The 23,837-nt window shown below is 62.2% G+C and carries 24 protein-coding genes and 1 tRNA gene; 8 read left to right on the forward strand and 17 right to left on the reverse strand.

The window, feature by feature from the left end; translation table 11 throughout:
• Positions 1–6: 6 nt before the first annotated feature.
• The 5 genes from ASD75_RS18205 to ASD75_RS18225 form a co-directional block, all read right to left on the reverse strand.
• Positions 7–879 (reverse strand): A24 family peptidase, encoded by an 873-nt coding sequence (locus tag ASD75_RS18205; protein WP_056747274.1) that lies wholly within the window; start codon positions 877–879, stop codon positions 7–9.
• Entirely contained in the window at positions 879–2,099 is a 1,221-nt protein-coding gene (locus ASD75_RS18210) for a type II secretion system F family protein (RefSeq protein ID WP_056747275.1), read from the reverse strand. The genes ASD75_RS18205 and ASD75_RS18210 overlap by 1 nt, the downstream gene beginning before the upstream one ends.
• Positions 2,100–2,119: 20 nt before the next feature.
• On the reverse strand, positions 2,120–3,859 hold the full coding sequence (pilB, locus tag ASD75_RS18215) for a type IV-A pilus assembly ATPase PilB (RefSeq protein WP_056747276.1): 1,740 nt from the start codon (positions 3,857–3,859) through the stop codon (positions 2,120–2,122).
• A gap of 135 nt (positions 3,860–3,994) precedes the next feature.
• Positions 3,995–4,071 (reverse strand) — tRNA-Pro (locus tag ASD75_RS18220).
• A gap of 39 nt (positions 4,072–4,110) precedes the next feature.
• Entirely contained in the window at positions 4,111–5,040 is a 930-nt protein-coding gene (locus tag ASD75_RS18225; RefSeq protein ID WP_056747277.1) for a polyprenyl synthetase family protein, read from the reverse strand.
• 235 nt (positions 5,041–5,275) lie between these two features.
• Between ASD75_RS18225 and rplU the strand changes: the two genes are divergently transcribed.
• The 4 genes from rplU (at position 5,276) to proB (ending at position 8,334) form a co-directional block, all read left to right on the forward strand.
• The gene (gene rplU / locus ASD75_RS18230) at positions 5,276–5,587 is read left to right on the forward strand and encodes a 50S ribosomal protein L21 (protein WP_005794184.1); all 312 of its coding nucleotides are present in this window, start codon (positions 5,276–5,278) and stop codon (positions 5,585–5,587) included.
• Between the two features lie 15 nt (positions 5,588–5,602).
• The gene (gene rpmA, locus ASD75_RS18235; RefSeq protein ID WP_005794180.1) at positions 5,603–5,860 is read left to right on the forward strand and encodes a 50S ribosomal protein L27; all 258 of its coding nucleotides are present in this window, start codon (positions 5,603–5,605) and stop codon (positions 5,858–5,860) included.
• A 170-nt stretch (positions 5,861–6,030) separates the two neighbouring features.
• Positions 6,031–7,101 (forward strand): Obg family GTPase CgtA, encoded by a 1,071-nt coding sequence (cgtA, locus tag ASD75_RS18240; protein ID WP_056747278.1) that lies wholly within the window; start codon positions 6,031–6,033, stop codon positions 7,099–7,101.
• Between the two features lie 90 nt (positions 7,102–7,191).
• Positions 7,192–8,334, forward strand: a complete 1,143-nt coding sequence (proB, locus tag ASD75_RS18245) for a glutamate 5-kinase (protein ID WP_056060322.1) — start codon at positions 7,192–7,194, stop codon at positions 8,332–8,334.
• Between the two features lie 106 nt (positions 8,335–8,440).
• Here the strand turns inward: proB and ASD75_RS18250 are convergent, their stop codons facing one another.
• Complete coding sequence (locus ASD75_RS18250; RefSeq protein WP_056060325.1) at positions 8,441–9,118, reverse strand: RNA pyrophosphohydrolase; 678 nt, start codon at positions 9,116–9,118, stop codon at positions 8,441–8,443.
• A gap of 93 nt (positions 9,119–9,211) precedes the next feature.
• Between ASD75_RS18250 and ASD75_RS18255 the strand changes: the two genes are divergently transcribed.
• Together ASD75_RS18255 and ASD75_RS18260 are read left to right on the forward strand one after the other, a co-directional pair.
• Positions 9,212–10,954 carry a proline--tRNA ligase gene (locus ASD75_RS18255; RefSeq protein WP_056747279.1) on the forward strand — a complete coding sequence of 581 codons (1,743 nt, stop codon included), beginning with the start codon at positions 9,212–9,214 and terminating at the stop codon, positions 10,952–10,954.
• Positions 10,951–11,658, forward strand: a complete 708-nt coding sequence (locus tag ASD75_RS18260) for a lytic transglycosylase domain-containing protein (protein ID WP_082565084.1) — start codon at positions 10,951–10,953, stop codon at positions 11,656–11,658. Before ASD75_RS18255 ends, ASD75_RS18260 begins: the two co-directional genes overlap by 4 nt.
• Positions 11,659–11,695: 37 nt before the next feature.
• Here the strand turns inward: ASD75_RS18260 and ASD75_RS18265 are convergent, their stop codons facing one another.
• The 6 genes from ASD75_RS18265 to hemA all read right to left on the reverse strand — a co-directional run bounded on the left by ASD75_RS18265 (position 11,696) and on the right by hemA (position 18,212).
• A complete protein-coding gene (locus ASD75_RS18265) occupies positions 11,696–13,039 on the reverse strand; it encodes a hemolysin family protein (protein WP_056060334.1) in 1,344 nt (447 codons plus the stop codon).
• 174 nt (positions 13,040–13,213) lie between these two features.
• Positions 13,214–14,221, reverse strand: a complete 1,008-nt coding sequence (locus tag ASD75_RS18270; protein WP_056747281.1) for an AAA family ATPase — start codon at positions 14,219–14,221, stop codon at positions 13,214–13,216.
• Positions 14,222–14,377: 156 nt separating this feature from the next.
• Complete coding sequence (grxD, locus tag ASD75_RS18275; protein ID WP_056060339.1) at positions 14,378–14,701, reverse strand: Grx4 family monothiol glutaredoxin; 324 nt, start codon at positions 14,699–14,701, stop codon at positions 14,378–14,380.
• A gap of 60 nt (positions 14,702–14,761) precedes the next feature.
• On the reverse strand, positions 14,762–15,607 hold the full coding sequence (prmC, locus tag ASD75_RS18280; protein ID WP_056747282.1) for a peptide chain release factor N(5)-glutamine methyltransferase: 846 nt from the start codon (positions 15,605–15,607) through the stop codon (positions 14,762–14,764).
• Positions 15,608–15,678: 71 nt separating this feature from the next.
• Positions 15,679–16,767: a peptide chain release factor 1 gene (gene prfA, locus ASD75_RS18285; RefSeq protein WP_056747283.1), complete on the reverse strand. Its 1,089-nt coding sequence runs from the start codon at positions 16,765–16,767 to the stop codon at positions 15,679–15,681.
• A gap of 113 nt (positions 16,768–16,880) precedes the next feature.
• Positions 16,881–18,212: a glutamyl-tRNA reductase gene (gene hemA, locus ASD75_RS18290; protein WP_056060348.1), complete on the reverse strand. Its 1,332-nt coding sequence runs from the start codon at positions 18,210–18,212 to the stop codon at positions 16,881–16,883.
• Positions 18,213–18,284: 72 nt separating this feature from the next.
• On the opposite strand from hemA, the gene ASD75_RS18295 reads away from it, so the two are divergent.
• A complete protein-coding gene (locus ASD75_RS18295) occupies positions 18,285–18,563 on the forward strand; it encodes a hypothetical protein (RefSeq protein ID WP_056747284.1) in 279 nt (92 codons plus the stop codon).
• 173 nt (positions 18,564–18,736) lie between these two features.
• Complete coding sequence (locus ASD75_RS18300) at positions 18,737–19,705, forward strand: tripartite tricarboxylate transporter substrate binding protein (protein WP_056747285.1); 969 nt, start codon at positions 18,737–18,739, stop codon at positions 19,703–19,705.
• 110 nt (positions 19,706–19,815) lie between these two features.
• Here the strand turns inward: ASD75_RS18300 and ugpQ are convergent, their stop codons facing one another.
• The 5 genes from ugpQ to ugpA all read right to left on the reverse strand — a co-directional run bounded on the left by ugpQ (position 19,816) and on the right by ugpA (position 23,754).
• Positions 19,816–20,577 carry a glycerophosphodiester phosphodiesterase gene (gene ugpQ / locus ASD75_RS18305; RefSeq protein ID WP_056747286.1) on the reverse strand — a complete coding sequence of 254 codons (762 nt, stop codon included), beginning with the start codon at positions 20,575–20,577 and terminating at the stop codon, positions 19,816–19,818.
• Positions 20,574–20,942 (reverse strand): VOC family protein, encoded by a 369-nt coding sequence (locus tag ASD75_RS18310; protein WP_082565085.1) that lies wholly within the window; start codon positions 20,940–20,942, stop codon positions 20,574–20,576. Before ASD75_RS18310 ends, ugpQ begins: the two co-directional genes overlap by 4 nt.
• Before the next feature lie 4 nt (positions 20,943–20,946).
• Positions 20,947–21,957 (reverse strand): sn-glycerol-3-phosphate import ATP-binding protein UgpC, encoded by a 1,011-nt coding sequence (locus tag ASD75_RS18315; RefSeq protein WP_056747287.1) that lies wholly within the window; start codon positions 21,955–21,957, stop codon positions 20,947–20,949.
• 61 nt (positions 21,958–22,018) lie between these two features.
• On the reverse strand, positions 22,019–22,870 hold the full coding sequence (ugpE, locus tag ASD75_RS18320) for a sn-glycerol-3-phosphate ABC transporter permease UgpE (RefSeq protein WP_056060366.1): 852 nt from the start codon (positions 22,868–22,870) through the stop codon (positions 22,019–22,021).
• A 2-nt stretch (positions 22,871–22,872) separates the two neighbouring features.
• Positions 22,873–23,754 carry a sn-glycerol-3-phosphate ABC transporter permease UgpA gene (ugpA, locus tag ASD75_RS18325; RefSeq protein WP_015012736.1) on the reverse strand — a complete coding sequence of 294 codons (882 nt, stop codon included), beginning with the start codon at positions 23,752–23,754 and terminating at the stop codon, positions 22,873–22,875.
• Between the last annotated feature and the right edge of the window lie 83 nt (positions 23,755–23,837).

Below are 23,837 nucleotides of genomic sequence, written 5' to 3' on the forward strand. Positions count from 1 at the left end.
AGTTCGTCAGAGCCCCAGAAGACCGAGCACTGTACCCAAAATGGCGTTGGGGCCGAACACCATCGCGGTGAGCCCTGCACCCACCAGGAAGGGGCCGAACGGAATGTAGCCACCCTCGCGCAAGCTGCTGAAAATCTTCATTGCGATCCCGATGATGGCGCCAATCACCGAAGACATCAAAATGATCGGCACCAGCGCCTGCCAGCCAAACCATGCGCCCAATGCGGCAAACAACTTGAAGTCGCCGTAGCCCATGCCTTCTTTGCCTGTCGCCAATTTGAAGCCCCAGTAGACCAGCCAGAGCGACAGGTATCCTGCCGCAGCGCCCACGACGGAAGCAAATAACGGTACGTTCGTCCATTGCAGGGCAGACGCCAGCAACCCTGCCCAGAGCAAAGGCAAGGTGATGTCATCGGGCAAAAGCGTGGTGTCCCAGTCAATGAACGCCAGAGCAATCAGGGCCGCCGAAAAGCCGCACCATGCCAACCCAGCAGGCGTCGCGCCCCAGCGGTGGATACAGAAAAAGAACAGCGCTCCCGTTGCCAGTTCGACCGTCGGGTAGCGAGGGCTGATGCGTGTTTTGCAGGACGAGCACCGTCCGCTCAAAAGCAGGTAACTTAAGACAGGAATGTTTTCATGCCACCGCACTACATGCCCACAAGCCGGACAGCGGGACCGAGGTGTCATGAGGTTAAAGGTGGGCTGCGTATCCTCGGGCAGCTCTTTGTCCTGGTTGGATGCCTCGACTTGTGCAAGCTCTGCCGCCCATTGCCTCTCCATCATTTTGGGAAGGCGGTAAATAACTACATTCAGAAAACTGCCAAAAAGCAACCCAATCACGCCGCCGAAAACGGCGTCCCACCACGCGTCCAACACCATTACACGACCTGCCCGAGCTTGAAGATGGGAAGGTACATAGATACCACGATACCGCCGATGAGCGTACCCAGAAACACGATGATGATGGGCTCCATCAGGCTGGACAGGCCAGCCACCATGTCATCCACCTCGGCTTCATAGAAGTCTGCAGCCTTGCCAAGCATGTGGTCGATAGAGCCGGATTCTTCGCCAATCGCGCACATCTGCAGCACCATGGAGGGGAATACGTTAGCGTTGCCCATTGCAGCGGTGAGGCTGGTACCCGTAGAAACTTCCTGCTGGATCTTATCTGTGGCCAAAGAGTACACCGAGTTACCGGCGGCTCCACCCACCGAGTCAAGCGCCTCCACTAGCGGCACGCCCGCGGCGAACATGGTGGACAACGTACGGGTCCAGCGCGCGACACAGGATTTGTCGATCAAGGCACCAAACACCGGAATCCTCAAGAGAAGCCGGTCCATGAACATCTGCATCTTTTCATTGCGGCGCCATGCCTGCATGAAAAAGAAAAAGCCTCCGCCGAGGACGCCAAATATCAGCCACCACCATTTGACAAATACTTCGCTGATGGCCATTACAAACAATGTGGGGGCCGGGAGATCGGCTCCGAAAGACGTGAAAACCTCCTTGAACGCTGGAATCACGAAGATCATGATGACCGTCACCACCACGAAAGCCACAATCACCACGGAAATGGGGTACATCAGGGCCGACTTGATCTTCGATTTGATCGCCTCGGTTTTCTCCATGTACGTAGCCAGCCGATCCAGCAGGGCTTCCAAAATACCCGCAGCCTCGCCCGCCTCTACCAAGTTGCAGTAGAGACTGTCAAAGTACATCGGGTACTTTCTGAAAGCCCCGTTGAGCGATGTCCCTGTCTCGATATCGGACCGGATGTCATTGAGCAGCTTGGTGACGCTGGCATTGGTATTGCCTCGACCCACAATGTCGAAGGACTGCAAGAGAGGTACGCCAGCCTTCATCATGGTTGCCAGCTGGCGGGTAAACAGCGCAATGTCCTTGGGCTTGATTTTTTTGCCCGAACGCATACGGCGCTTCTTGATTTTGGTGGGGAAAACCCCTTGGCGACGCAGCGTTGCCTGCACCTGGTTTTCTCCGACCGCGCGGATTTCGCCACGAACGATCTTTCCGTTGCGGTCCTTGCCCTCCCACTCGAAGACAAAATCCTTGATATCTTTGGTTGATGCTGCGGTCGCCATGGTGCCCTCGTCCGTGGATGCTATTCGTTGGTGACGGCCAGAACTTCCTCAAGAGAAGTCAGGCCCAATTTGGCTTTATAGAGCCCGGATTCGCGCAGCGAACGAACACCCTCGGCGCGTGCCTGCTCTGCAATCTCCAGTGCGCTCCCGTCGCGCAAAATGATGCGCTGGATCTCCTCGGAAATGGGCATTACTTGATAGATGCCGAGTCGGCCCTTGTAGCCGTTATTGCAGGCCGAGCATCCTACGGGACGATAGGTCACCCAGGAACCGTCAATCTCGTGTTCTTCGTATCCCGCCTCCACCAAAGTCTCATGGGGGATATCGGCGGGAACCTTGCATACGGGGCACAATCGACGCGCCAAACGTTGCGCCGTGATCAAAATCACGCTGGAAGCGATGTTGAACGGCGCTATACCCATATTGCGCATCCGCGTGAGCGTCGTGGGCGCGTCGTTCGTGTGCAGCGTGGAAAGCACAAGGTGACCTGTCTGCGCCGCCTTGATGGAAATATCTGCAGTTTCCAGATCCCGGATTTCACCCACCATGATGATGTCGGGATCCTGACGCAGAAACGACTTCAGTGCCACAGCAAAGGTCATACCGGCTTTTTCATTCACGTTCACCTGATTGACGCCAGGCAAATTGATTTCAGAAGGGTCTTCGGCGGTTGCGATATTGACCCCCGGCTTGTTCAGCAGATTCAGACAGGTGTACAAGGACACCGTCTTGCCAGAGCCCGTAGGGCCTGTGACCAGAATCATTCCGTAAGGACGACCAATCGCCTGGAGCAATCGTTCCTTCTCCACGGGTTCATAGCCAAGAGCATCGATCCCAAGCTTGGCGCTGCTCGGATCCAAAATACGGATCACAATTTTCTCGCCAAACAGGGTGGGCAAAGTGCTTACCCGAAAATCGATCACGCGATCCGGCCCCACCTTGAGCTTCATGCGACCGTCCTGAGGCACACGCTTCTCGGAAATATCCAGGCGCGAAATCACCTTGATACGAGACGCGAGCTTGTCCTTGATCGCGATCGGTGGTGAGGCTATTTCGCGCAACTCTCCGTCAATACGGAAACGGACGCGGTATTGGTGTTCGTAAGGCTCAAAATGCAAATCGGAGGCGCGCATATTGAAGGCGTCGAGCAGCATTTTGTGCAGGAACTTGACGATCGGCGCATCTTCAACTTCCGTTGTTCCTGTATCCGCTTCTTCAGGCGCATCTTCAATAGCAACATCGTCAAAAGCGAAGTCTCCTCCTCCGCTGATTAGCGTATCCATCGATTCGCTGGCGGATTTGGTGGTGGCTTCTACGAGTCGGCTGAGTTTGTCATATTCCGCAATAATCCAATCCACACCCATTTGGGTGGTGAATTTGATTTTCTCTGCAGCTTCCTGGTCAGTCGGATCAGCCGTTGCGACGATCAGCCGGTTGTTACGCTTGCTCAGGACGACCACGCGATATGCTTGACATATCTTGTTATCCAGGAGCTCCTTTGGCAGACGCAAAGGATCAATGGCGTCCAAGTCGAGCAGTGGTGCGCCGAAAACTGCAGATACCGTGTGCGCCAGATCCGCTGCAGAAACAGCTCCAGAGCCCGTCAGCTCGGCAATGAAACTAGTTCGGCTTATTTGTGATTTTTTGTAAATGTCTTCTGCTGACTTTTGGGTCAGTTTGCCCGCAGACATCAGGGCGCGGCCGAGCCCGGGCAGGGCTACTGCAGAGGCTTCTTTGAGGGCAGTATCAACAGCGGCCATGTAACCGAGAATGTGTTAGGTGTGGAAAAGAAACCATCCTATCATCACCGATCAACCACGGGCTGTACAGCGGCGCATATTGGCAACGGCGCCACAAACAAGTGGGATTTTGGTATGGGACCATACTGCGATATATGGTCGGGGTGAGAGGATTCGAACCTCCGGCCTCTACGTCCCGAACGTAGCGCTCTACCAGGCTAAGCTACACCCCGCAGCTTGTAGAAGCACTCGCGAGTGATCTAGTGCCTCTTTCAATTTCGCCGCCCCAGCAATTGGGCTGCCAATTCTAGCAAACCCTCCGAATAGGCATTTGCGGGTAATCGTCGGGCGGCAGCCATGGCGCGGTGCGCTTCAGCGAAGGCTGCGGCGCGGGTAGCGTCCAGGGCGCCTGTCGAGCGGACGATGCCCACGACTTCTTCTAATCGTTCGGTCGAACCTTGTTCGATGGCTTGGCGAACGATTTCCGCCTGGCTCGGGGTGCCTCGTTCCATGGCGGCGATCAGGGGGAGGGTGGATTTGCCTTCTCTCAAGTCGTCACCCAGATTTTTGCCCATCTCCGCAGTGTCGCCGTCGTAGTCCAGCACATCGTCAATGATCTGGAATGCGGTACCCAGTGCCTGTCCATAAGTTGCGCATGCCTCTTCCACATCGGGGGGGCTGTTGGCCAGAACGGCGCCGAGGCGGGCGCTGGCTTCAAAAAGTTTGGCTGTTTTGGAGCGGATGACACGCAGATAGCCCGCTTCATCCAGTGAGGCGTCGTGCATGTTCATCAGCTGGAGCACTTCGCCTTCTGCAATCACGTTCGTAGCCTCGGAGAGGATTTCCATGATGCGCATGCTTCCAGCCTCGACCATCATCTGAAATGACCGGGTGTGCAGAAAGTCGCCCACCAGAACGCTGGCAGGGTTGCCAAAGGTTTCGTTGGCTGTGGGGCGGCCGCGGCGCAGGGTGGATGCATCCACCACATCGTCATGCAGCAGTGTTGCGGTGTGAATCAACTCGACCACTGCCGCAAGGCTGTAACGATGTGTGCCACGGTAGCCCAAGGCTCCGCACACCATCAGCAGCAGAGCGGGGCGCAGACGCTTGCCGCCAGCTGCAATGATGTATTGCGAGATCTGGGCCACCAAGGGGACGCTCGATGTCAGGCGCTGACCGATGACCTTGTCGACCTCGTGCATGTCTTGTGCAACGAGCGTGAGGGGGGAAGCTGCGGGGGCGGTATGGTCAGTCAAGATGGTGGTCACAGAAAGTGCCCGAATTATAGGAAGGCCCGCTACATGGCTGACGAGGACGGTGGCGTGCTGGTCACGCCGAATTGACTGATGCGCGTGGGGCTGGCGAGGTGATGCCAGATGCGTTATACTCTCGGGCTCTGCGGAAATTCGTCTGCAGAACTCATATCAAGAGGTCAACATGTACGCGGTCATAAAAACCGGCGGCAAGCAGTATCGCGTTGCTTCCGGCGAAAAAATTAAAGTAGAACAGATTGCTGCGGACGTAGGCCAGGAAATTGTGATCGACCAGGTTCTGGCTGTCGGCAACGGCGCTGAACTGAAGGTTGGTACGCCCCTGGTGTCCGGCGCAACCGTGAAAGCCACTGTCGTGGCCCACGGCAAGCACGACAAAGTGCACATCTTCAAGATGCGCCGTCGCAAGCACTATCAAAAACGCCAAGGCCATCGCCAGCAGTTCACTGAGCTGCAAATCGGTGCGATTGCTGCTTAATCGAAGGAGCTAGTCATGGCACAGAAAAAAGGCGGCGGCTCTACGCGAAACGGGCGTGACTCCAAGCCAAAGATGTTGGGTGTCAAGGCCTTCGGTGGTGAGCTGATCAGCGCTGGTTCGATCATCGTGCGCCAGCGTGGCACACGTTTTCACCCCGGCACCAATGTCGGCGTTGGCAAGGATCACACCTTGTTTGCCCTGGTGGACGGCCACGTGTCGTTCGGTACCAAGGGTGCATTGTCCAAGTCCACGGTCAATGTGACTCCCGCCTGAGGATCGCTCCTCCGGCAACCATCGAAGCCCCGCTTTGCCGGGGCTTTGTTGTTTGGTCTGCACGCGTCGCTGGTGCGCCTTTGGCCTGTGGTGCCTGGAATGGCCCCTGCTGTTCCGCCACAATTGGCCAGCAGCCGACAGTACGGCCTCTTTTGTAAACTGGATACCCCATGAAGTTCGTCGACGAAGCCTTTATTGACATTGCCGCAGGTGATGGTGGCAATGGCTGCGTGTCGTTCCGGCACGAAAAATACAAGGAGTTCGGCGGTCCCAATGGTGGTGACGGTGGGCGCGGGGGGCATGTGTTTGCTGTGGCCGATCCCAACCTGAATACCCTGGTGGACTATCGCTACTCGCGCCGTCACGAGGCCAAACGCGGTGAGCATGGCATGGGCTCCGATATGTTCGGCGCGGCGGGTACGGACATCACACTCAAGATGCCGGTTGGGACCATCATCACCGACGCCGAGACGGGTGAAGTTCTGTATGAGCTGCTGACCCCGGGCGAGGTCATCACCATCGCCAAAGGCGGTGATGGCGGCTTCGGCAACATGCGTTTCAAGAGCGCGATCAACCGGGCCCCGCGTCAAAAAACGCCGGGCTGGCCGGGCGAGAAAAAGAATTTGAAGCTGGAGCTGAAGGTTCTGGCCGATGTGGGCCTGCTGGGCATGCCCAACGCCGGCAAATCCACCTTCATCACGGCGGTGTCCAATGCGCGACCGAAGATTGCGGATTACCCGTTCACCACGCTGCACCCCAACCTGGGCGTCGTGCGGGTGGGGCCTGAGCAGAGCTTTGTTGTAGCCGACATCCCCGGTCTGATCGAGGGAGCTTCTGAGGGCGCTGGCTTGGGCCACCAGTTCCTGCGCCATCTGCAACGCACGCGTTTGCTGTTGCACATCGTGGACTTGGCACCGTTTGACGATGCTGTGGACCCGGTGGCTCAGGCCAAGGCCATCGTGAACGAGCTCAAGAAATACGACCAGCAGCTTTACAACAAGCCGCGTTGGCTGGTGCTGAACAAGCTGGACATGGTTCCCGCTGATGAGCGTGAGGCGCGCGTGAAGGATTTTGTGAAGCGCTTCAAATGGAAGGGGCCGGTGTTTGAGATCTCGGCCCTCACGCGTGAGGGCTGCGAGCCGCTGATTCACGCCATCTTCCGCCATGTGCAGTCCGAGCAGCGCACGGAGAACGAGCCGGTGGAGGTGGATCCCCGTTTCGCCGGCGATGCGCCAGCCTGACGCGTCGGCGCTCAGAGGATAGGAATTGCTACATTTTTAATAGCTACTCAGGTATCAAGCAGTAGCGCTATCGGCATCAAAGACATCAAAATGGTTTCCAGCGTATTGAGAGATGCCCGCCGCATCGTGGTGAAGGTGGGCTCCAGCCTTGTGACCAACGAAGGGCGTGGACTGGATGAAACCGCCATCGGTGAGTGGAGTCGCCAACTGGCCGCGCTGGTGCGCGGTGTTGGGGGTGCCCCACGCGAGGTGGTGATGGTGTCCAGCGGTGCCATTGCCGAAGGCATGAAGCGCCTGGGCTGGACCACAAGACCCCAGGAAATCCACGAACTGCAGGCTGCTGCAGCGGTGGGGCAGATGGGGCTGGCGCAGATGTACGAAACCAAGCTGCGCGAGCAGGGGATGGGCAGCGCGCAGGTGCTGCTCACCCATGCCGATCTGGCGGACCGTGAGCGCTATCTCAATGCGCGCTCCACCTTGCTCACGCTGCTGCGTTTGGGTGTTGTGCCGGTGATCAACGAAAACGACACGGTGGTCAATGACGAGATCAAGTTTGGCGACAACGACACGCTGGGTGCGCTGGTGGCCAACCTCGTGGAAGCCGATGCCCTGATCATCCTCACAGACCAGAAGGGGCTCTACACCGCCGACCCACGCCGTGATCCGTCTGCGCAGTTTGTGCATGAGGCCAAAGCGGGTGATCTTGCTCTGGAAGCGATGGCGGGCGGCGCGGGCTCCAGCATTGGCAAAGGCGGCATGATTACCAAGATTCTGGCGGCCAAGCGCGCTGCAGGCTCTGGCGCATCGACCGTGATCGCCTGGGGGCGCGAATCCGACGTATTGGTCCGTTTGGTGAGTGGTGAGGCGTTGGGTACGTTGCTGGTTGCCCAGACACAGAAAAAGCAGGCTCGCAAGCAGTGGATGGCGGACCATTTGCAACTGCGTGGCTCTGTGGTGGTGGACGCTGGGGCTGCCGCCAAGGTGCGCGACGAAGGCAAAAGCCTGCTGCCCATCGGCATGACGGCGGTGGAGGGGGACTTTTCGCGCGGCGACGTGATTGCCGTGCGCGACGGGTCTGGTGCAGAGATTGCACGTGGCTTGGCCAACTATGCAGCGGCGGAAGCCCGCCTTCTGTGCCGCAAGCCGTCGACGGAGTTTGAGAAACTGCTGGGCTACATGGCTGAGCCGGAAATGGTGCACCGAGACAATCTCGTGTTGGCGCAAGGCGCATAGAGACTGGGTGCGCGCATCAATCCTTGTCGATTCAGGACTGAGCGGATTCGCCCATCAAAACAAAACGCCTGCAGATGCAGGCGTTTTTCATGGTGCGATGCCAGGGTCAGCGCGGTGTGTCTGATACCGATGGCATGCCGTCGAGTTCTCCCGGCATGCTGTTTTGAGGATCGGGATCAAAACTGGCGCCTGGGGGGAGTTCCATGCCAGGGTTCACCAGCATGGAGCCTGTGCGGAACATGTTGGCGACGCCTGCATGCTCACCCTCGCGGGTGCGTAAACCGCTGCGCAAATAGCGGTTGCGCTGCTCGTGTCGCGGCAGATAGCGGGCCAGTTCAGTGAGCGCCATCTCATAGACACCGCGCTTGAACTCGACCACCACATCCAGTGGAACCCAGTAGTCGTTCCACCGCCAAGCGTCAAACTCCGGGTGATTGGTCGCACGCAGGTTCAGATCCCAGTCGTGCCCCATCAATTGCAATAGGTACCAGATCTGCTTCTGGCCCTTGTAGTGGCCGCGCGCATCGCGGCGGATGTACCGGTCAGGCACCTCATAGCGCAACCAGTCCCGGGTGCGGGCCACCACGCGAACGTGGTTGGGCAATAATCCCACCTCCTCATGCAGCTCGCGGAACATGGCTTGCTCGGGGGTCTCGCCCCGGTCAATGCCACCCTGCGGGAACTGCCAGCTGTGGGTGCGTATACGCTTGCCCCAAAACACCTGGTTTTTCTGGTTGAGCAGGATGATGCCGACGTTCGGCCGAAAGCCGTCCCGGTCAAGCATAATCAAACCCCAAATTTTTAAACTGTGTCCATTATGCACGGCGCCTAGCGCGCAGCAAGTGGACGGCCCCGTTCTGCCTGCAATCGACTCCCGATGAAAGCCTCCCAATTCTTCATTTCCACCCTCAAGGAAGCTCCGGCGGACGCCGAAGTGGTCAGCCACAAACTCATGACGCGGGCCGGGCTGATCAAGAAGCTGGGCGCTGGCATCTATAACTACATGCCCATGGGGCTGCGGGTGATCCGCAAGGTGGAAGCCATCGTGCGCGAGGAAATGAACCGTGCAGGTGCCGTGGAGCTCACCATGCCCGTGGTGCAACCCGCTGAGCTGTGGCAGGAAACGGGCCGTTTCGACAAGATGGGCCCCGAGTTGCTGCGCATCCAGGACCGCCATGGGCGCGACTTCGTGGTGCAGCCGACCAGCGAAGAAGTGATCACTGACATCGCCCGTCAAGAGCTCAAGAGTTACAAGCAGCTGCCGAAGAACTTCTACCAGATTCAGACCAAGTTCCGCGACGAGCGCCGCCCCCGTTTTGGCCTCATGCGCGGACGTGAGTTCATCATGAAGGATGCCTACAGCTTTGACCGCGACCAAGTGGCCGCCAAGGCCAGCTACCAGGTGATGGCTGCTGCCTATCGGCGGATCTTTGACCGCTTCGGCCTGACCTACCGTGCCGTCGCCGCTGACAGCGGCGCCATCGGGGGGGACCTGTCGGAAGAGTTCCAGGTGATTGCCGCTACGGGCGAAGACGCCATCGTCTACTGCCCGCAGAGCGACTACGCCGCCAATATGGAAAAGGCGGAGGCGCTGGCCCCCACCGGACCACGCGGCGCAGCCACCCAGGCGCTGACCAAAACAGCCACCCCAGGCAAGAGCACCTGTGCCGATGTGGCAGAACTGCTGGGTGTTCCGCTGAACACCACGGTCAAGTCACTGGTGCTGGCCACGGACGAAACCAACGAAGCGGGTGAGATCGTCAAGACCCAGGTGTGGCTGCTGCTGCTGCGCGGCGACCACGACATGAACGAGATCAAGGTTGGCAAGGTGCCCGGACTGGCGGGCTTCCGCTTCGCGACGCTGGGCGAAATTGAGGACCACTTTGGCTGCAAGCCGGGTTACCTGGGTCCCATCGGCCTGAAGAAGCCTTTGAAGATCGTGGCAGACCGCGAAGTCGCTGTGATGGCCGACTGGATCTGCGGCGCCAACGAGGTGGACTTTCACATCACCGGCGTCAACTGGGGCCGCGACCTGCCGGAGCCCGACATGGTGGCCGACCTGCGCAACGTGGTGGCGGGCGACCGCTCCCCCGACGGCAAGGGCGAGCTGGCGATCGAGCGCGGTATCGAAGTGGGCCATGTGTTCTACCTGGGCACCAAGTACAGCAAGGGCATGAACGCGACCTTCCTGGGCGACGACGGCAAGCCGGCATTCTTCGAGATGGGCTGCTACGGCATTGGCGTGACGCGCCTGCCCGCTGCCGCCATTGAACAAAACCACGACGAGCGCGGCATCATCTGGCCGGACGCGATTGCGCCGTTCACCGTGGTGGTCTGCCCCGTGGGCATGGACCGCAGCGAGGCCGTCAAAGCCACGGCCGAGCAACTGTATGCCGACCTGCTGGCCGCGGGCGTGGACGTGATCCTGGACGACCGTGGCGAGCGCCCCGGAGCGATGTTTGCCGACTGGGAACTGATCGGCGTGCCACACCGCGTGACGATTGGCGACAAGAGCTTGAAAGAGGGCGTTGTCGAGTACCAGCACCGCCGTGACACCGCCGCCACCAAGGTGGCCGTGGCCGACATCCTGGCCCATGTGAAGGGCCGCATGGCCGTATGAGCATGAGCGGCGCCTCCTCCATCGCTCCGTCGGCCGCGGCCTCGGGCAGCCCCGCGGGGCTGTCGCGGCGCGGCTGCCTGGTGTCGCTGGCTTCGCTGGCAGCGCCCGCCGCCTGGCTGGGCGCTCCGCAGGTGGCGTACGCTGGCGGGCAGCTGGAGGAGCCCCTGATGGACTCGGTGCGCACCGCACTCAGCTCTGCCATTGCCAACCAGGCGCCGCCCGAGCCGGAGTTTTTTACCACCGAAGCGCGCCTGCACTACCTGCGGTGGCTGGGCACGCAGAGTGATCGCCTGCGCCCGCGCAAACCGGACCTGGAAGTACGCCGCGACTTCCTGCAGACGGTCTGGTACGAATCCAAGCGCGCCGGGCTCGATGTGTCCTTGGTCCTGGGGCTGATCCAGGTAGAAAGTGGGTTCCGCAAATTTGCCGTGTCCAGCGTTGGAGCGCGGGGCTATATGCAGGTCATGCCTTTCTGGACGCGCGTGATTGGCGATGGCGACCCGGGTAAGCTGTTTCACATGCAGACCAACCTGCGTTTTGGCTGCGTCATCCTGCGTCACTACATCGATCGTGAGCAGGGCGATTTGTTCATGGCCCTGGGCCGCTACAACGGCAGCCGCGGCCGGTCGCCTTACCCGGATGCGGTCTTTGGAGCGCAGCGCAAGTGGCTTTTTGCCGATCGGCCACAGTCGCCGGCCGCGTAGAGCGATCAGCGCGGCGGTGACACGGGCCGCGCCTTGGTCACTCCACGGCGGTTCCCGTCGGTGCTGACGGGCTCGGGGCCGATGCACCAGGGGCTCCGCCCAGCCTGGAGACCATGACCTGATCGATGCGGTAGCTGTCCACGTCCAGCACCTCAAACTTGTAGCCGCCCCAGCTCACGCTGTCAGTACGGCGTGGCACGCGGCGCAGCATCACCATCAGGAAGCCCGCCAGGGTTTCGTACTCGCCGGTGTGCGGCAGCTCGTCCAGCGACAGGGCGTGCAGCACATCCTCAATGGGGGTGACCCCATCGATGAGCCAGGAGTTCTCATCCCGTCGCACGATCTGCTCTTCGTCCGCCGGGCCCACCAGGTCACCCATCACGGTGCTCATGACATCGTTGAGCGTGACCACACCGACCACCAGGCTGTACTCGTTCACGATGACGGCAAAGTCCTCGTGGACTTGGCGGAACTGCTCCAGCACCTCCGACAGGGTCAGCCGGTCGGGCACGATCAGCACCTTGCGCACCAGGCTGTCGTCGGCCAGCGAAATCGGCTGGTTGTTCAGCACGCGCTGGAACAGATCCTTGGCATCCACATAGCCCACCACGTGGTCGATGTCGCCTTCGCACACCGGGTAGGTCGAAAACGGCTCGGCAGCGATGCGCAGGCGGATGACCGAGTCGGGCTCGTCGCGCAGAAAAAATGCAATGCGGTCGCGCGGCGACATGGCGCTGGATACTGTGCGCGTGTCCAACTCAAACACGTTGGTGATGACCTGCTGCTCGCGCGCCGCCAGCACCCCGGCACGCGCGCCTGCCTCCATCATGGCCAGGATATCGTCTGACGTGATGCGGTCATCGCGCAGTGAGGACAACCCCAACAGGCGGAACAGCGCGTCGGCCCCCCGACTGTAGAACCACACCAGCGGCCGCAACAGCGTCATGCACCAGGCCATGGGCTGTGCCAGCCGCACCACCAGCCGCTCGGGCTCTGCCATGCCCAGGCGTTTGGGGAACAGATCGGCAAACAGGATGAACAGCGAGGTAATGATGAGGAAAGACGCCAGGAACCCCGCCCGCTCGGCCGTGGGCCCCGACATCCACAGCGCAAACAGCTCGCTGAAATGCGGGCTCAGCGCACCTTCGCCCACGATACCGCCCAGGATGGCCACGGCGTTCTGCCCTACCTGCACCACCGTGAAGTAGTCGCCCGGCTGCTCCTGCATGCGCAGCACCCGGTCCGCACGCGCGTCGCCTTCATCGGCCATCTGGCGCAGGCGCAGGCGGCGGGCGGCCGCGAGCGAAATCTCGGCCATGGAGAAAAAGGCGCTGGCTGCAATCAGCAGCCCGATCACGAAGAGGCTTTGGGACAGGGTCATGGGACGAAGGCGGAACCGGAGTACAGCGGTACACCGGGCCACCAAGTGTATCTGGGCACCTTGCACACGGGCCCGCTGGCGCGCCTTGTGACGCATGCCACCTGCCGCACCATGCCACTGCATGGTGTGGCAGGGGGCGGGTGGCGCTACAGTGCGGCCGACTGCATCGCGCTACTACTGCACAAAGCCAATCCGGCTGCGCCCCGTGGTGGCCTTCGGCAGGTCGGTGATCTCCACCGTGGACCGGCGGTCCAGCCGCGCATTGCCGAAACCCGTCATCAGCGCCCGCCGCATTTCGCGCGGGGGCATCTGTGCCAGGTGGTCCAGCACGTCGTCCGTCGGCTCCGGGTCCAGCAGGCGGCCCCAGTCGTGCCCCGCGCGGATGCCCTGGTACAGGTTGCGCGCAATGGTGCGGGCCTGCTCCAGCGTGGGCGCCTCCACCTCGAACACGTTCATGCGGTTCAGGATGGGATCGGGAATGCCGCGTGTGTCGTTGGCGGTGGTAATCCAGATGACCTGGCTCGCGTCGATGGCCACCTCGGCAAACTCATCGGTAAAGCTCTGGGCGGTGTCGTACTCCAGCAAGCTGTACAGCGCACCCAGCGGGTCGTACTGCGCATCGCTGCTGGCCTTGTCGATCTCGTCCACCACGATGACCGGGTTGGCATATTCGCCCTCCACCAGCGCCTCAAAGACCTTGCCAGGGCGCGCGCCCTTCCACTGCGCCGACGAGCCCGACAGCAGCCAGCCTGCGGTCATGGAACTCATGGGCAGAAGGTTCATGCCCGTGCCCAGCAGCTCGGCCAGGTGGCGTGCGAAGTGGGTCTTGCCGATGCCGGGCGGGCCCAGCAGCAGCATGGGTGTGACCTCCAGGCCATCGCTGCTGTCCTGCGCCAGCGCCACGTGGCGCTTCACGTCGTCCAGCACCTCGGTGAAGTTGGGCAACTGCTCGTACAGGCTGGCCATGTCGGGGATGCCCGAGGGCTTGACCTGAAAACGCTCCGGGCCGCGCTCCAGCATGCGCTCGTACACGGTGCGCAGGGTTTCGTATTCCCTCTGGTTGCCGGACTCCTGCAGGCGAGCGAGCTTGCGCTCGACATCGCCCGGGTGGAACACATTGCGCATCTGGGCCACCGGCAAGCGCAGGGCAGGTGGCTGGGGAACAAGGCTATGGCTGGTCATTGCATGCTCCTGTGAGGGTTACGTCACGCAATCATTCAAGCACACAACATGCCCGCTGCTCCATCGGAAAAGCCCCTGATTGGTGCCTCTGTTGCGGGCAAACAAAAAGGCCGCCCGAAGGCGGCCTGATGGCGGGTGAGGCAATGGTCGCTTCGATCAGCCCTCGGTGCCCAGCACTTGCTTGAGTTCGCCCGACTCATACATCTCCATCATGATGTCCGAGCCGCCGATGAACTCGCCCTTCACATACAGCTGCGGGATCGTGGGCCAGTTGCTGTATTCCTTGATGCCCTGGCGAATTTCGTCGTCTTCGAGCACGTTGACGGTGACCACGCTCTTCGGGTCCACGCCACAGGCCTTGAGGATCTGGATGGCGCGGCCGGAGAAACCACACATGGGGAAGCTGGCGCTGCCCTTCATGAACAGCAGGATGTCGCTGGATTTGACGAGGCCGTCGATGCGTTGTTGGGTGTCGCTCATGGGAAAACTCCTTGAAAGAGGCTGCGGGCGAATGGATGCTGAGGGCCCGCGATGGAGGGATTATTTCACTGTCGGCCATTGCCCGCCTGTGCAGCGTGCGATGTCGGCAAGGTCATTGCGGCTTTGTACCCGCACAAAGCCCTGGGCGGCAAGCAGCGCCTGCACGGCGTCTGCCTGGTCGTAGCCATGCTCCAGCAGCAGCCAGCCGCCCGGCCGCAGGTGGGCGGGCGCCTGGGAGACGATGGCGCGGATGTCTTCGAGGCCGTCCGCTCCGCTGGCCAGGGCTTGCAGGGGCTCGTGCGTCAGCGCGGCCAGGTGCGGGTCGGCGCTGGCGATGTAGGGCGGGTTGGAGACGATGGCGTCGAATGGCCCCTCCACTCCCACCAGCCAGTTGGCCTGCTGAAACTGCACGGGCAGGCCCAGCCGCGCTGCGTTGGCTTGTGCAACGGCCAGTGCATCGGCACTGGCATCCACCGCCAGCACCTGGGCGTCGGCGCGCTGGCTTTGCAGTGCCAACGCAATGGCGCCGCTGCCGGTGCCCAGGTCCACCACGCGCGGTGATGTCAGCGGGGCGATCACCTCCAGCGCCCAGTCCACCAGCGTTTCGGTGTCAGGGCGCGGGTCCAGCACGCGCGCGTCCACCTGCAGCGGCAGGCCGTAGAACTCCTTGCGGCCGGTGAGGTAGGCCACGGGCTCGCCCGCCACGCGGCGCTGGCACAGGACAATGAACTGGGTGTGTGTGGTCTCGTCCAGTGCGTCGGTATCGTGCGCCAGCAGCCAGGCACGGCCTGCATCAGGGCGGCCCACGGCATGCAGCAGCAGCAGTTGCGCGTCGATGCGTTGCAGGCCCAGGGTGTGGGCTTGCGCCAAGGCCTGGGCAAGGGTGGGGGAGGCGGTGTTGTTCACTATTATTTTGATAGCTGCAAAGGCATATGAATCATGCACTATCAGCCAGTTTGACTCATATTTCGCTGTGCTTAACCGTTGGAGCCCATTTCCAGCTCTTCAAGCTGCTCGGCCTCGCGCGCATGGGCCAGGGCCTGCAGCACATCGCCCAGGTCGCCTTCCATCACGGCCAGCAGCTTGTACAGCGTGAGGTTGATGCGGTGGTCGGTCAGGCGCCCCTGCGGGAAGTTGTAGGTGCGGATGCGGTCGCTGCGGTCGCCGCTGCCGATCAGGCCCTTGCGCAGAGCGGCCTCCTTGGCGGCGCGTTCGCTGCGTTCTTTCTCTTGAATGCGGGCCTGCAGCACCTGCAGCGCCTTGGCCTTGTTGCTGTGCTGGCTGCGGCCGTCCTGGCATTCGGCCACGATGCCGGTGGGCAAGTGCACCACGCGCACGGCCGAGTCGGTCTTGTTGATGTGCTGGCCACCGGCGCCGCTGGCGCGAAAGGTGTCGATGCGCAGGTCTGCCGGGTTGAGCTTGATGGCCTCGTGCTCGTCGGGCTCGGGCATCACGGCCACGGTGCAGGCGCTGGTATGGATGCGGCCTTGGGTCTCGGTGGCGGGCACGCGCTGCACGCGGTGGCCGCCGGATTCGAATTTGAGAGCCCCGTAAACATGGTCACCCTCTATGCGCAGCACGATTTCCTTGTAGCCGCCGAGCTCGGCCGCGTTCTCGCTCACCACCTCCACCTTCCAGCCCACGTTGGCGGCGTAGCGTGTGTACATGCGCGTGAGGTCGCCTGCGAACAGGGCGGATTCGTCACCACCCGTGCCCGCACGGATTTCCACAAACGCGTTGCGCGCGTCGTCGGGGTCCTTCGGTAAAAGCAGGCGCTGCAGTTCGTCTTCCAGTTGCAGCAGCTCGGCCTCGGCACTGGTGATTTCTTCTTGTGCCATCTCGGCCATGTCGGGGTCGGCCATCATCTCGCGCGCACCCGCCAGGTCGGCCTCGCGCTGCTGGTAGCGGGCGTAGCGGCCAGCGACCTGCGTGACCTCGGCATGCTCGACGGAGATGCGCCGGTACTGCGCCATGTCGCTCATGATGTCTTCGCGCGAGAGCAGGAAGTCGAGTTCGCCCAGGCGCTGTGCGTAGCGCTCCAGCTGGCTTCGGAGAAAGGGTTTCATGGAATTTTGAAAAAAGGATTTGCTACAAATTTGGTAGCTGGTGGCGCATGTAAATCATGCGCCTGGGGCCGATTTGGCTCAAATCGGAACGGCTGTGGAGCGGGCGAGCGCCGCTACAGGCCGTTGTTGTGGGGCGTCTTGCTTTGCGAGCGCAGGAACAGGCGCGAGACGGTCTGGGCCGTCTGGGCGCGCATCTCGGCGTCGCCCGCGCGCAGTTCGGCCAGGGTGCCGTGCAGCATCTTCTGCGTGAGGCCGCGCGACAGGGCTTCGAGCACGGCGTCCACGTCCTCGCCCTTGGCCAGCAGCTTCTTGGCACGGGCGATTTCCAGCGCGCGCCACTCGTCCGTCTGGGCGTTGAGCTGCTGGATCAGCGGCACCACGCCACCCTCGGCGGCTGCGGGGCTGCGCAGCTCCATCCAGTGCATGAAGCTTTGCACGCCCGCGTCGATGATGGCCTCGGCCTGCGCCACGGCAGCCTGGCGGTTGGCCTGCGCGGTTTGCACCACGGTGGCCAGGTCGTCCACGGTGTACAGGTACACGTCGCCCAGGGCCTTGACCTCGGGCTCGATGTCGCGCGGCACGGCCAGATCGACCATGAACATGGGGCGGTGGCGGCGCTTCTTGAGTGCGCGCTCCACGGCACCCAGGCCGATGATGGGCAGGCTGCTCGCGGTGCAGCTGATGACGGCGTCGAACTCGTGCAGGCGCTCGGGCAGGTCGGCCAGGCGCATTACCTCGCCGCCAAAGCGGGTGGCGAGCTTTTCGCCGCGTTCCAGCGTGCGGTTGGCAATGGCGATCTGCTTGGGGTTCTTGGCGGCGAAGTGCGTGGCGCACAGCTCGATCATCTCGCCCGCGCCGACGAACAGCACGCGGATCTTGGAGAGGTCTTCAAACAGCTGGCTGGCCAGGCGCACGGCGGCGGCGGCCATGCTGATGCTGTGTGCGCCGATCTCGGTGCTGGTACGCACCTCCTTGGCCACGGCAAAGCTGCGCTGGAACAGCTGGTTGAGCGTGGTGCCTAAAGCGCCGGCCGTCTCCGCGGCGCGCACCGCGTCTTTCATCTGGCCCAGGATCTGGGCCTCGCCCAGCACCATGGAATCGAGCCCGCTGGCCACGCGGAAGGCGTGGCGTGCGACGAGGCTGTCTTCCAGCGTGTAGGAGTGCGAGCGCAGCAGCGCGGGGCTCACGCCGCCGCTGTGGGCCAGCCAGCCCAGCGTGTGGTCCACTGCGGGCTGGTCGCCGGCACAGTAAATTTCGGTGCGATTGCAGGTGGAGATGATGGCGGTTTCCACCCCGGGGTGGCGGCTGGCAGCTCCGCCAGAGTTGCCCAGCGACTGGCGCAAACCGTGCAGCGTGGGGGCGATCTGATCGAGCGCAAACGCAAACCGGCCGCGCAGATCGAGCGGCGCGGTGGTGTGGTTGATGCCGAGGGCCCAGACTGCCATAAGCTGCAATTATAAAATTGTTGGCCCGAACAGGCGGCCTTGCTTGTTCAAGCCTTGATTTGGGTCAATTCCATGGGTCCGCTGGACATCGTCAACCACCTCCTCAACTTTGTCGCACCCGCTGCCGCCATGGCGCTGGTGTTGGTGCTTTCGGGCCGTCTGGTGGGCTCCCGCAGTGCCTCTGCGATGTCTGTGTGGCTGCGGTGGGTGATTCTGTTTGCCGTGGGGGTGGCGGTGCTCGCGGCAGGGCTGGTGCTGTGGGGACGTGACGGCAAGATGCTCATCTATGCCGCGCTGGTGGTGGCCTGCGCCACTTGCCAGTGGGTGCTGGTGCGGGGCTGGAAGGCTTGAAGCTTTCAGCAAGCCGTCACGTGTTTTGAGGGTTTGCGAGAGGTGATCTTGAGGGCTGTCGCGCCCTGGTGTCTGATAGCCTCTTTACACCTTCCAGGACGGTTGCCATGGCCCGCTCTGACGGAACTAGCGAACACCCCCGTACACCCGCAACCAATGCTGGAGACAACCCCATGAAGCTGCTGCGTACCTGCATCACCCTGGCCGCAGGCCTGGCCTTTGCTGCCGCCGTGCAAGCGCAGGCGTTTCCGTCCAAGCCCATCCGTATCGTGGTGGGCTTCCCTGCCGGCGGGCCGCTGGACCAGCATGCGCGCCTGCTGTCCGACAAACTGCAGACCGTTCTGGGCCAGCCCGTGGTGATGGACTACAAGGCCGGTGCCGGTGGCACCGTGGGCGCGCAGGAGGTGATGAAAGCGTCCCCTGACGGCCACACCATCATGCTGGCCAATACGGGGGTGATGGTCATCAACCCCGCGCTGTACAGCCGCCTGCCCTATGCCACCCTCAAGGACTTTGTGCCCGTGGCGCGTACGGCCATGCAGCCGCTGGCCTTGCTGGTCAACACCAGCGTGCCCGCCAAGAATCTGCAGGAGTTCATGGCCTATGCCAAGTCGCGGCCTGGTCAGGTCAACTTTGGCTCTGCGGGCAATGGCGGCATCAGCCACCTGGTGCCCGAGATGTTCAAGACCGCCACGGGCCTGTTCATGGTGCACATCCCCTACCGGGGCAGCGCGCCGGCATTCACCGACCTCATGGGCGGGCAGGTGCAGTTCATGGCCGAGAGCATTCCGCAGGCCGCGTCGTACCACAAGCAGGGCAAGGTACGTGCCCTGGCCGTGACCAGCAAGGAGCGCAACCCCGCGCTGCCCGAAGTGCCCACGGTGATCGAGAGCGGCATCAAGGGCTTTGAGGTGGTGGGCTTCTATGGCTTTCTGGCCCCTGCAGGCACGCCCAAGGACGTGGTCAACAAGCTCAGTGACGCCTTTGGCCAGGTGTTGCAGATGCCCGATGTGCGCAATCGCATGGTGAGCCAGGGGGCGGATCCGGCGTTTCTGGGCGCGGACGACTTTGCCAAGTTCCTGGCCTCGGAGATGCCCCGCTGGGCCGACGCCGTCAAGAAGTCTGGCGCGAAACTCGATTGACCCCCTGAGGCGCTGCGCGCCTTCCCCCTGCAGGGGGACTCCACCGGTGGCCCGGCAAACCCGGTCCACGGTGGCGCTGGCTTGGGGCGGTGTTGGTTGGAAGGTGCGCGTTATGGCGTGGCGGGCGAGAAGAAATCCACGCGGTCGGTGATGATGCCGTCCGTGCCCAGCGCGATGAGGCGCTGCGCCGCCCAGTCGTCGTTCACCGTGTAGCTCAGCGTGCGCATGCCCATGCCGTGGACTTGCGCCACCAGGGCCGGGTCCCACAGCGCGTGGTTGCACACGATGGCCACACAGCCGAGCGCCTGCGCCTTGTCAAAGCATCCGTCCCACAGCGCGTCGATGAGCAGCGCGCGGGGCAGGTGGGGCGCGGTGGCCATGGCGCCCGCCAGCGCCTCGGGCTTGAACGACGAGAACAAGGGCGGCACGGCCTGCCCTTGCCATAGCCGTGCGGCGTATTCGCCCACCACGCGGCCGGTAACTTCTTCCTGGCCTGGTGTGGGCTTGATCTCGATGTTCAGGAAAAACCCGTTGGCAATGCAGTAGCGCGCCAGGTTCTCCAGTGTGGGAAGGGGCTCGCCCGCGTAGCTGCGGGAATGCCAGCCACCTGCATCCAGCTGGGCAAGCTGGGTCCAGGGCCGGTCGCCGCCGGTGCCGTGGCCGTTGGTCGTGCGCTCCAGCGTGGCGTCGTGCATCAGAAAAGGCACGCCGTCGCTGCTGAGCTTGGCGTCGCACTCGAACATGCGGTAGCCGTACTGGGCACCCAGCCGGAAGGCGGCCAAGGTGTTCTCAGGGGCCAGCTTGCCCGCACCGCGGTGGGCGATCCAGCGGGGGTAGGGCCAGGGGGCGAGGGTAGACGAGGGTGCGCTCATGCGGGTTCACCAAATTTCAGCAGGTTGCCATGGGGGTCGATGACATACATCTCCTTCATGCCCCAGGGCTGGACAGTGGGAGGTGCCAGTTGCAGGCCGCGTGCCGTGAAATCCGCGTGCAGCAACCCGGTGTCTGCACGCACGTAGCACGAAGTGTTTTCTGCTATGTGGCGATCGGTGCAGGGCCAGAAGTGCAGCTCGCAGCCATCGCGCTGCAGGATCAGGTAGTTATCCATCTCCAGCAGTGCGGTGAACCCCAGCCGCTCGACGTAGAACTGCAGGGTCTCCGCCAGGTGCAGCGAGGCCAGCACCGGCACGGTGGCCAGAACCCCGCGCACGGTGCCGGCGGCTTCAGGCGGCTGCACGGGCTCAGTCGGGGATGCGCTTACCGGTGGTGGCATCGAAAGCGTGCAGGCGGTCGGGACGGGGCACGACGTGGATCACCGCATCCGGCTGCGGCGCGTGGGTGCCTTCTTCCACCCGGACGATGATCTGTTCGCCGTTGATGCGGCCGTAGATCAGGCGCTCGGCACCCAGCAACTCCACAGTTTCGACGGTAACGGCCCAACCCTCGCTGCGCACATCCAGATGCTCCGGGCGGATGCCCAGAATGGTACCCGGTTTGGCGCCTGGTGCGTTTTTGAGCAGGTTCATCGGCGGCGAGCCGATGAAACTGGCCACGAAGGTGGAGGCGGGCGTGTGGTAGACCTCTTCGGGCGTGCCGAACTGCTCCATGTTGCCTGCGTTCATCACGATCATGCGCTGGGCCAGCGTCATGGCCTCGACCTGGTCGTGTGTCACGAACAGGCTGGTGATGCCCAGTTCGCGGTGCAGCTTCTGGATTTCGAGGCGGGTCTGGGCGCGCAGCTTGGCGTCCAGGTTGGACAGCGGCTCGTCAAACAGGAACACCTGGGGCTGGCGCACGATGGCGCGGCCCATGGCCACGCGCTGGCGCTGGCCGCCCGACAGCTCGCGCGGCTTGCGCTCCAGCAGGTGGCCCAGTTCGAGGATCTTGGCGGCCTTGTCGACGCGCGCCTTGATCTCTTCCTTGGGTACCTTGGCGATCTTCAGGCCATAGGCCATGTTCTCGAAGTTCGTCATGTGCGGGTACAGCGCGTAGTTCTGGAACACCATCGCGATGTCGCGCTGGGCGGGTTCCAGGTCGTTGACCACACGGTCGCCAATGCGCAGTTCGCCGCCGGAGATTTCTTCCAGGCCCGCCACCATGCGCAGCAGGGTGGACTTGCCGCAGCCCGAGGGGCCAACGATGACGACGAACTCGCCGTCCTTGATCTCGGCATTCACGCCGTGGATGACCTGGTTGGCCTTGGGGCCCACGCCGTAGCGCTTGACGATGTTGCGAAGAGAGAGGGATGCCATATGTGCAATGAATTTGATAGCTACAGGGGCTTATTGAACAAGCGCTTGCAGGGGTTTTGTCTTATTTTTCGGTATCCACCAGGCCTTTGACGAACCAGCGCTGCATCACCACCACCACAAAGGCGGGTGGCAGCATGGCCAGCAGGGCCGTGGCCATCACGATGTTCCATTCGTTGCCTGCGTCGCCACCGGCCAGCATGCGCTTGATGCCGATGACCACCGGGTACATGTCTTCGGACGTGGTCACCAAGAGTGGCCACAGGTACTGGTTCCAGCCGTAGATGAACTGGATCACGAACAGTGCGGCAACCGAAGTGCGCGACAGCGGCACCAGGATGTCCTTGAAAAAGCGCATCGGACCGGCACCGTCCACGCGTGCGGCCTCCACGAGCTCATCGGGCACCGTCAGGAAGAACTGGCGGAACAGGAAGGTGGCGGTGGCCGAGGCGATCAGCGGCACCGTGAGGCCCGCGTAGGTGTTGAGCATGCCCAGGTTGGATACAACCTGGTAGGTAGGCCCGATGCGCACCTCCACGGGCAGCATCAGTGTGATGAAGATCAGCCAGAAGCAGATGCCCTTGAAGGGGAAGCGGAAGTACACGATGGCAAACGCCGACAGCAGCGAGATGGCGATCTTGCCCACCGTGATGACCATGGCGGTGACAAAACTTACCCACATCATGCGGGCGACAGGCGCAGTGGAGCCCGCACCCGCGCCGCCGCCAAACAGCGCGTCGTGGTAGGTCTGCCAGAAGTTGCTGCCGGGCACCATGGGCATGGGCACCTGCACAATGTCCTGCGCCGTGTGGGTGGAGGCCACGAAGGCCAGGTACAGCGGGAAGCCGACGATGATCACGCCCAGCACCATGATGAGGTGCGAGAACGCGGTGAGATAGGGGCTGCGTTCGACCATTTTTAGTATTGAACCTTTTTCTCAACGTAGCGGAACTGAATGACGGTGAGCACCACCACGATGGCCATCAGCACCACCGATTGCGCGGCCGAGCCGCCCATGTCCATGGCCTTGAAACCATCGTGGTAGACCTTGTAGACCAGGATGGAGGTATCGCGCCCGGGACCGCCCTGGGTGGTCGAGTCCACGATGGCAAAGGTGTCGAAGAACGCGTACACGACGTTGATCACCAGCAGGAAGAACGTGGTGGGCGACAGCAGCGGGAACTGAATGCTCCAGAACCGGCGCCAGGGGCCCGCACCGTCGATGGCGGCGGCTTCGATCAGCGATTTGGGGATGGACTGCAAACCTGCGAGGAAAAACAGGAAGTTGTAGGAGATCTGCTTCCACACCGCTGCAATCACGATCAGCGTCATCGCGTGGTCGGAGTTGAGCATGTGGTTCCAGTCAAAGCCCGACTGGCGCAGCATGTAGGCCACCACACCCAGCGAGGGCGAGAACATGAACATCCACAGCACCCCTGCCACCGCAGGGGCAACGGCGTAGGGCAGCAGCAGGGCGGTCTTGTAGACGATGGCGCCCTTGATGATGCGGTCGGCGAAGATCGCGAGGATCAGCGACAGGCCGATGCCCACCACCGCCACCAGGATCGAGAAGAAGGCCGTGGTCTTGAACGAGGCGAGATAGCCCGGGTCTTCAAACAGTGCCTTGAAGTTGTCCAGCCCCACCCATTCGGTGGACATGCCAAAGCTGTCCTGCATCTGGAACGACTGCACCAGGGCCTGGCCTGCGGGCCAGAAGAAGAACACGCTGATGATGACCAGCTGGGGGGCCAGAAGCACCCAGGGTAGCCACGCAGAGCGGAAAAGTACGCGTTTTTCCATGACGAAACTCTCAAAAAGAAAACCCCGCCGCCCCGTGAACCAAGTTGGTTGACGGGGCGGCGGGCTTTCGATGCCGCCCAGCC

It is taken from the genome of Acidovorax sp. Root568, assembly GCF_001427445.1.
Classification (GTDB): domain Bacteria; phylum Pseudomonadota; class Gammaproteobacteria; order Burkholderiales; family Burkholderiaceae_C; genus Acidovorax; species Acidovorax delafieldii.

What these genes read in the sequence shown, in the direction of transcription:
- ASD75_RS18205 (WP_056747274.1), bottom strand. Translation starts at nt 879, where the DNA reads ATGGTGTTGGACGCGTGGTGGGACGCCGTTTTCGGCGGCGTGATTGGG.
- ASD75_RS18210 (WP_056747275.1), bottom strand. Translation starts at nt 2,099, where the DNA reads ATGGCGACCGCAGCATCAACCAAAGATATCAAGGATTTTGTCTTCGAG.
- pilB (WP_056747276.1), bottom strand. Translation starts at nt 3,859, where the DNA reads ATGGCCGCTGTTGATACTGCCCTCAAAGAAGCCTCTGCAGTAGCCCTG.
- ASD75_RS18225 (WP_056747277.1), bottom strand. Translation starts at nt 5,040, where the DNA reads ATGCACGAGGTCGACAAGGTCATCGGTCAGCGCCTGACATCGAGCGTC.
- rplU (WP_005794184.1), top strand. Translation starts at nt 5,276, where the DNA reads ATGTACGCGGTCATAAAAACCGGCGGCAAGCAGTATCGCGTTGCTTCC.
- rpmA (WP_005794180.1), top strand. Translation starts at nt 5,603, where the DNA reads ATGGCACAGAAAAAAGGCGGCGGCTCTACGCGAAACGGGCGTGACTCC.
- cgtA (WP_056747278.1), top strand. Translation starts at nt 6,031, where the DNA reads ATGAAGTTCGTCGACGAAGCCTTTATTGACATTGCCGCAGGTGATGGT.
- proB (WP_056060322.1), top strand. Translation starts at nt 7,192, where the DNA reads ATGGTTTCCAGCGTATTGAGAGATGCCCGCCGCATCGTGGTGAAGGTG.
- ASD75_RS18250 (WP_056060325.1), bottom strand. Translation starts at nt 9,118, where the DNA reads ATGCTTGACCGGGACGGCTTTCGGCCGAACGTCGGCATCATCCTGCTC.
- ASD75_RS18255 (WP_056747279.1), top strand. Translation starts at nt 9,212, where the DNA reads ATGAAAGCCTCCCAATTCTTCATTTCCACCCTCAAGGAAGCTCCGGCG.
- ASD75_RS18260 (WP_082565084.1), top strand. Translation starts at nt 10,951, where the DNA reads ATGAGCATGAGCGGCGCCTCCTCCATCGCTCCGTCGGCCGCGGCCTCG.
- ASD75_RS18265 (WP_056060334.1), bottom strand. Translation starts at nt 13,039, where the DNA reads ATGACCCTGTCCCAAAGCCTCTTCGTGATCGGGCTGCTGATTGCAGCC.
- ASD75_RS18270 (WP_056747281.1), bottom strand. Translation starts at nt 14,221, where the DNA reads ATGACCAGCCATAGCCTTGTTCCCCAGCCACCTGCCCTGCGCTTGCCG.
- grxD (WP_056060339.1), bottom strand. Translation starts at nt 14,701, where the DNA reads ATGAGCGACACCCAACAACGCATCGACGGCCTCGTCAAATCCAGCGAC.
- prfA (WP_056747283.1), bottom strand. Translation starts at nt 16,767, where the DNA reads ATGAAACCCTTTCTCCGAAGCCAGCTGGAGCGCTACGCACAGCGCCTG.
- hemA (WP_056060348.1), bottom strand. Translation starts at nt 18,212, where the DNA reads ATGGCAGTCTGGGCCCTCGGCATCAACCACACCACCGCGCCGCTCGAT.
- ASD75_RS18295 (WP_056747284.1), top strand. Translation starts at nt 18,285, where the DNA reads ATGGGTCCGCTGGACATCGTCAACCACCTCCTCAACTTTGTCGCACCC.
- ASD75_RS18300 (WP_056747285.1), top strand. Translation starts at nt 18,737, where the DNA reads ATGAAGCTGCTGCGTACCTGCATCACCCTGGCCGCAGGCCTGGCCTTT.
- ugpQ (WP_056747286.1), bottom strand. Translation starts at nt 20,577, where the DNA reads ATGAGCGCACCCTCGTCTACCCTCGCCCCCTGGCCCTACCCCCGCTGG.
- ASD75_RS18315 (WP_056747287.1), bottom strand. Translation starts at nt 21,957, where the DNA reads ATGGCATCCCTCTCTCTTCGCAACATCGTCAAGCGCTACGGCGTGGGC.
- ugpE (WP_056060366.1), bottom strand. Translation starts at nt 22,870, where the DNA reads ATGGTCGAACGCAGCCCCTATCTCACCGCGTTCTCGCACCTCATCATG.
- ugpA (WP_015012736.1), bottom strand. Translation starts at nt 23,754, where the DNA reads ATGGAAAAACGCGTACTTTTCCGCTCTGCGTGGCTACCCTGGGTGCTT.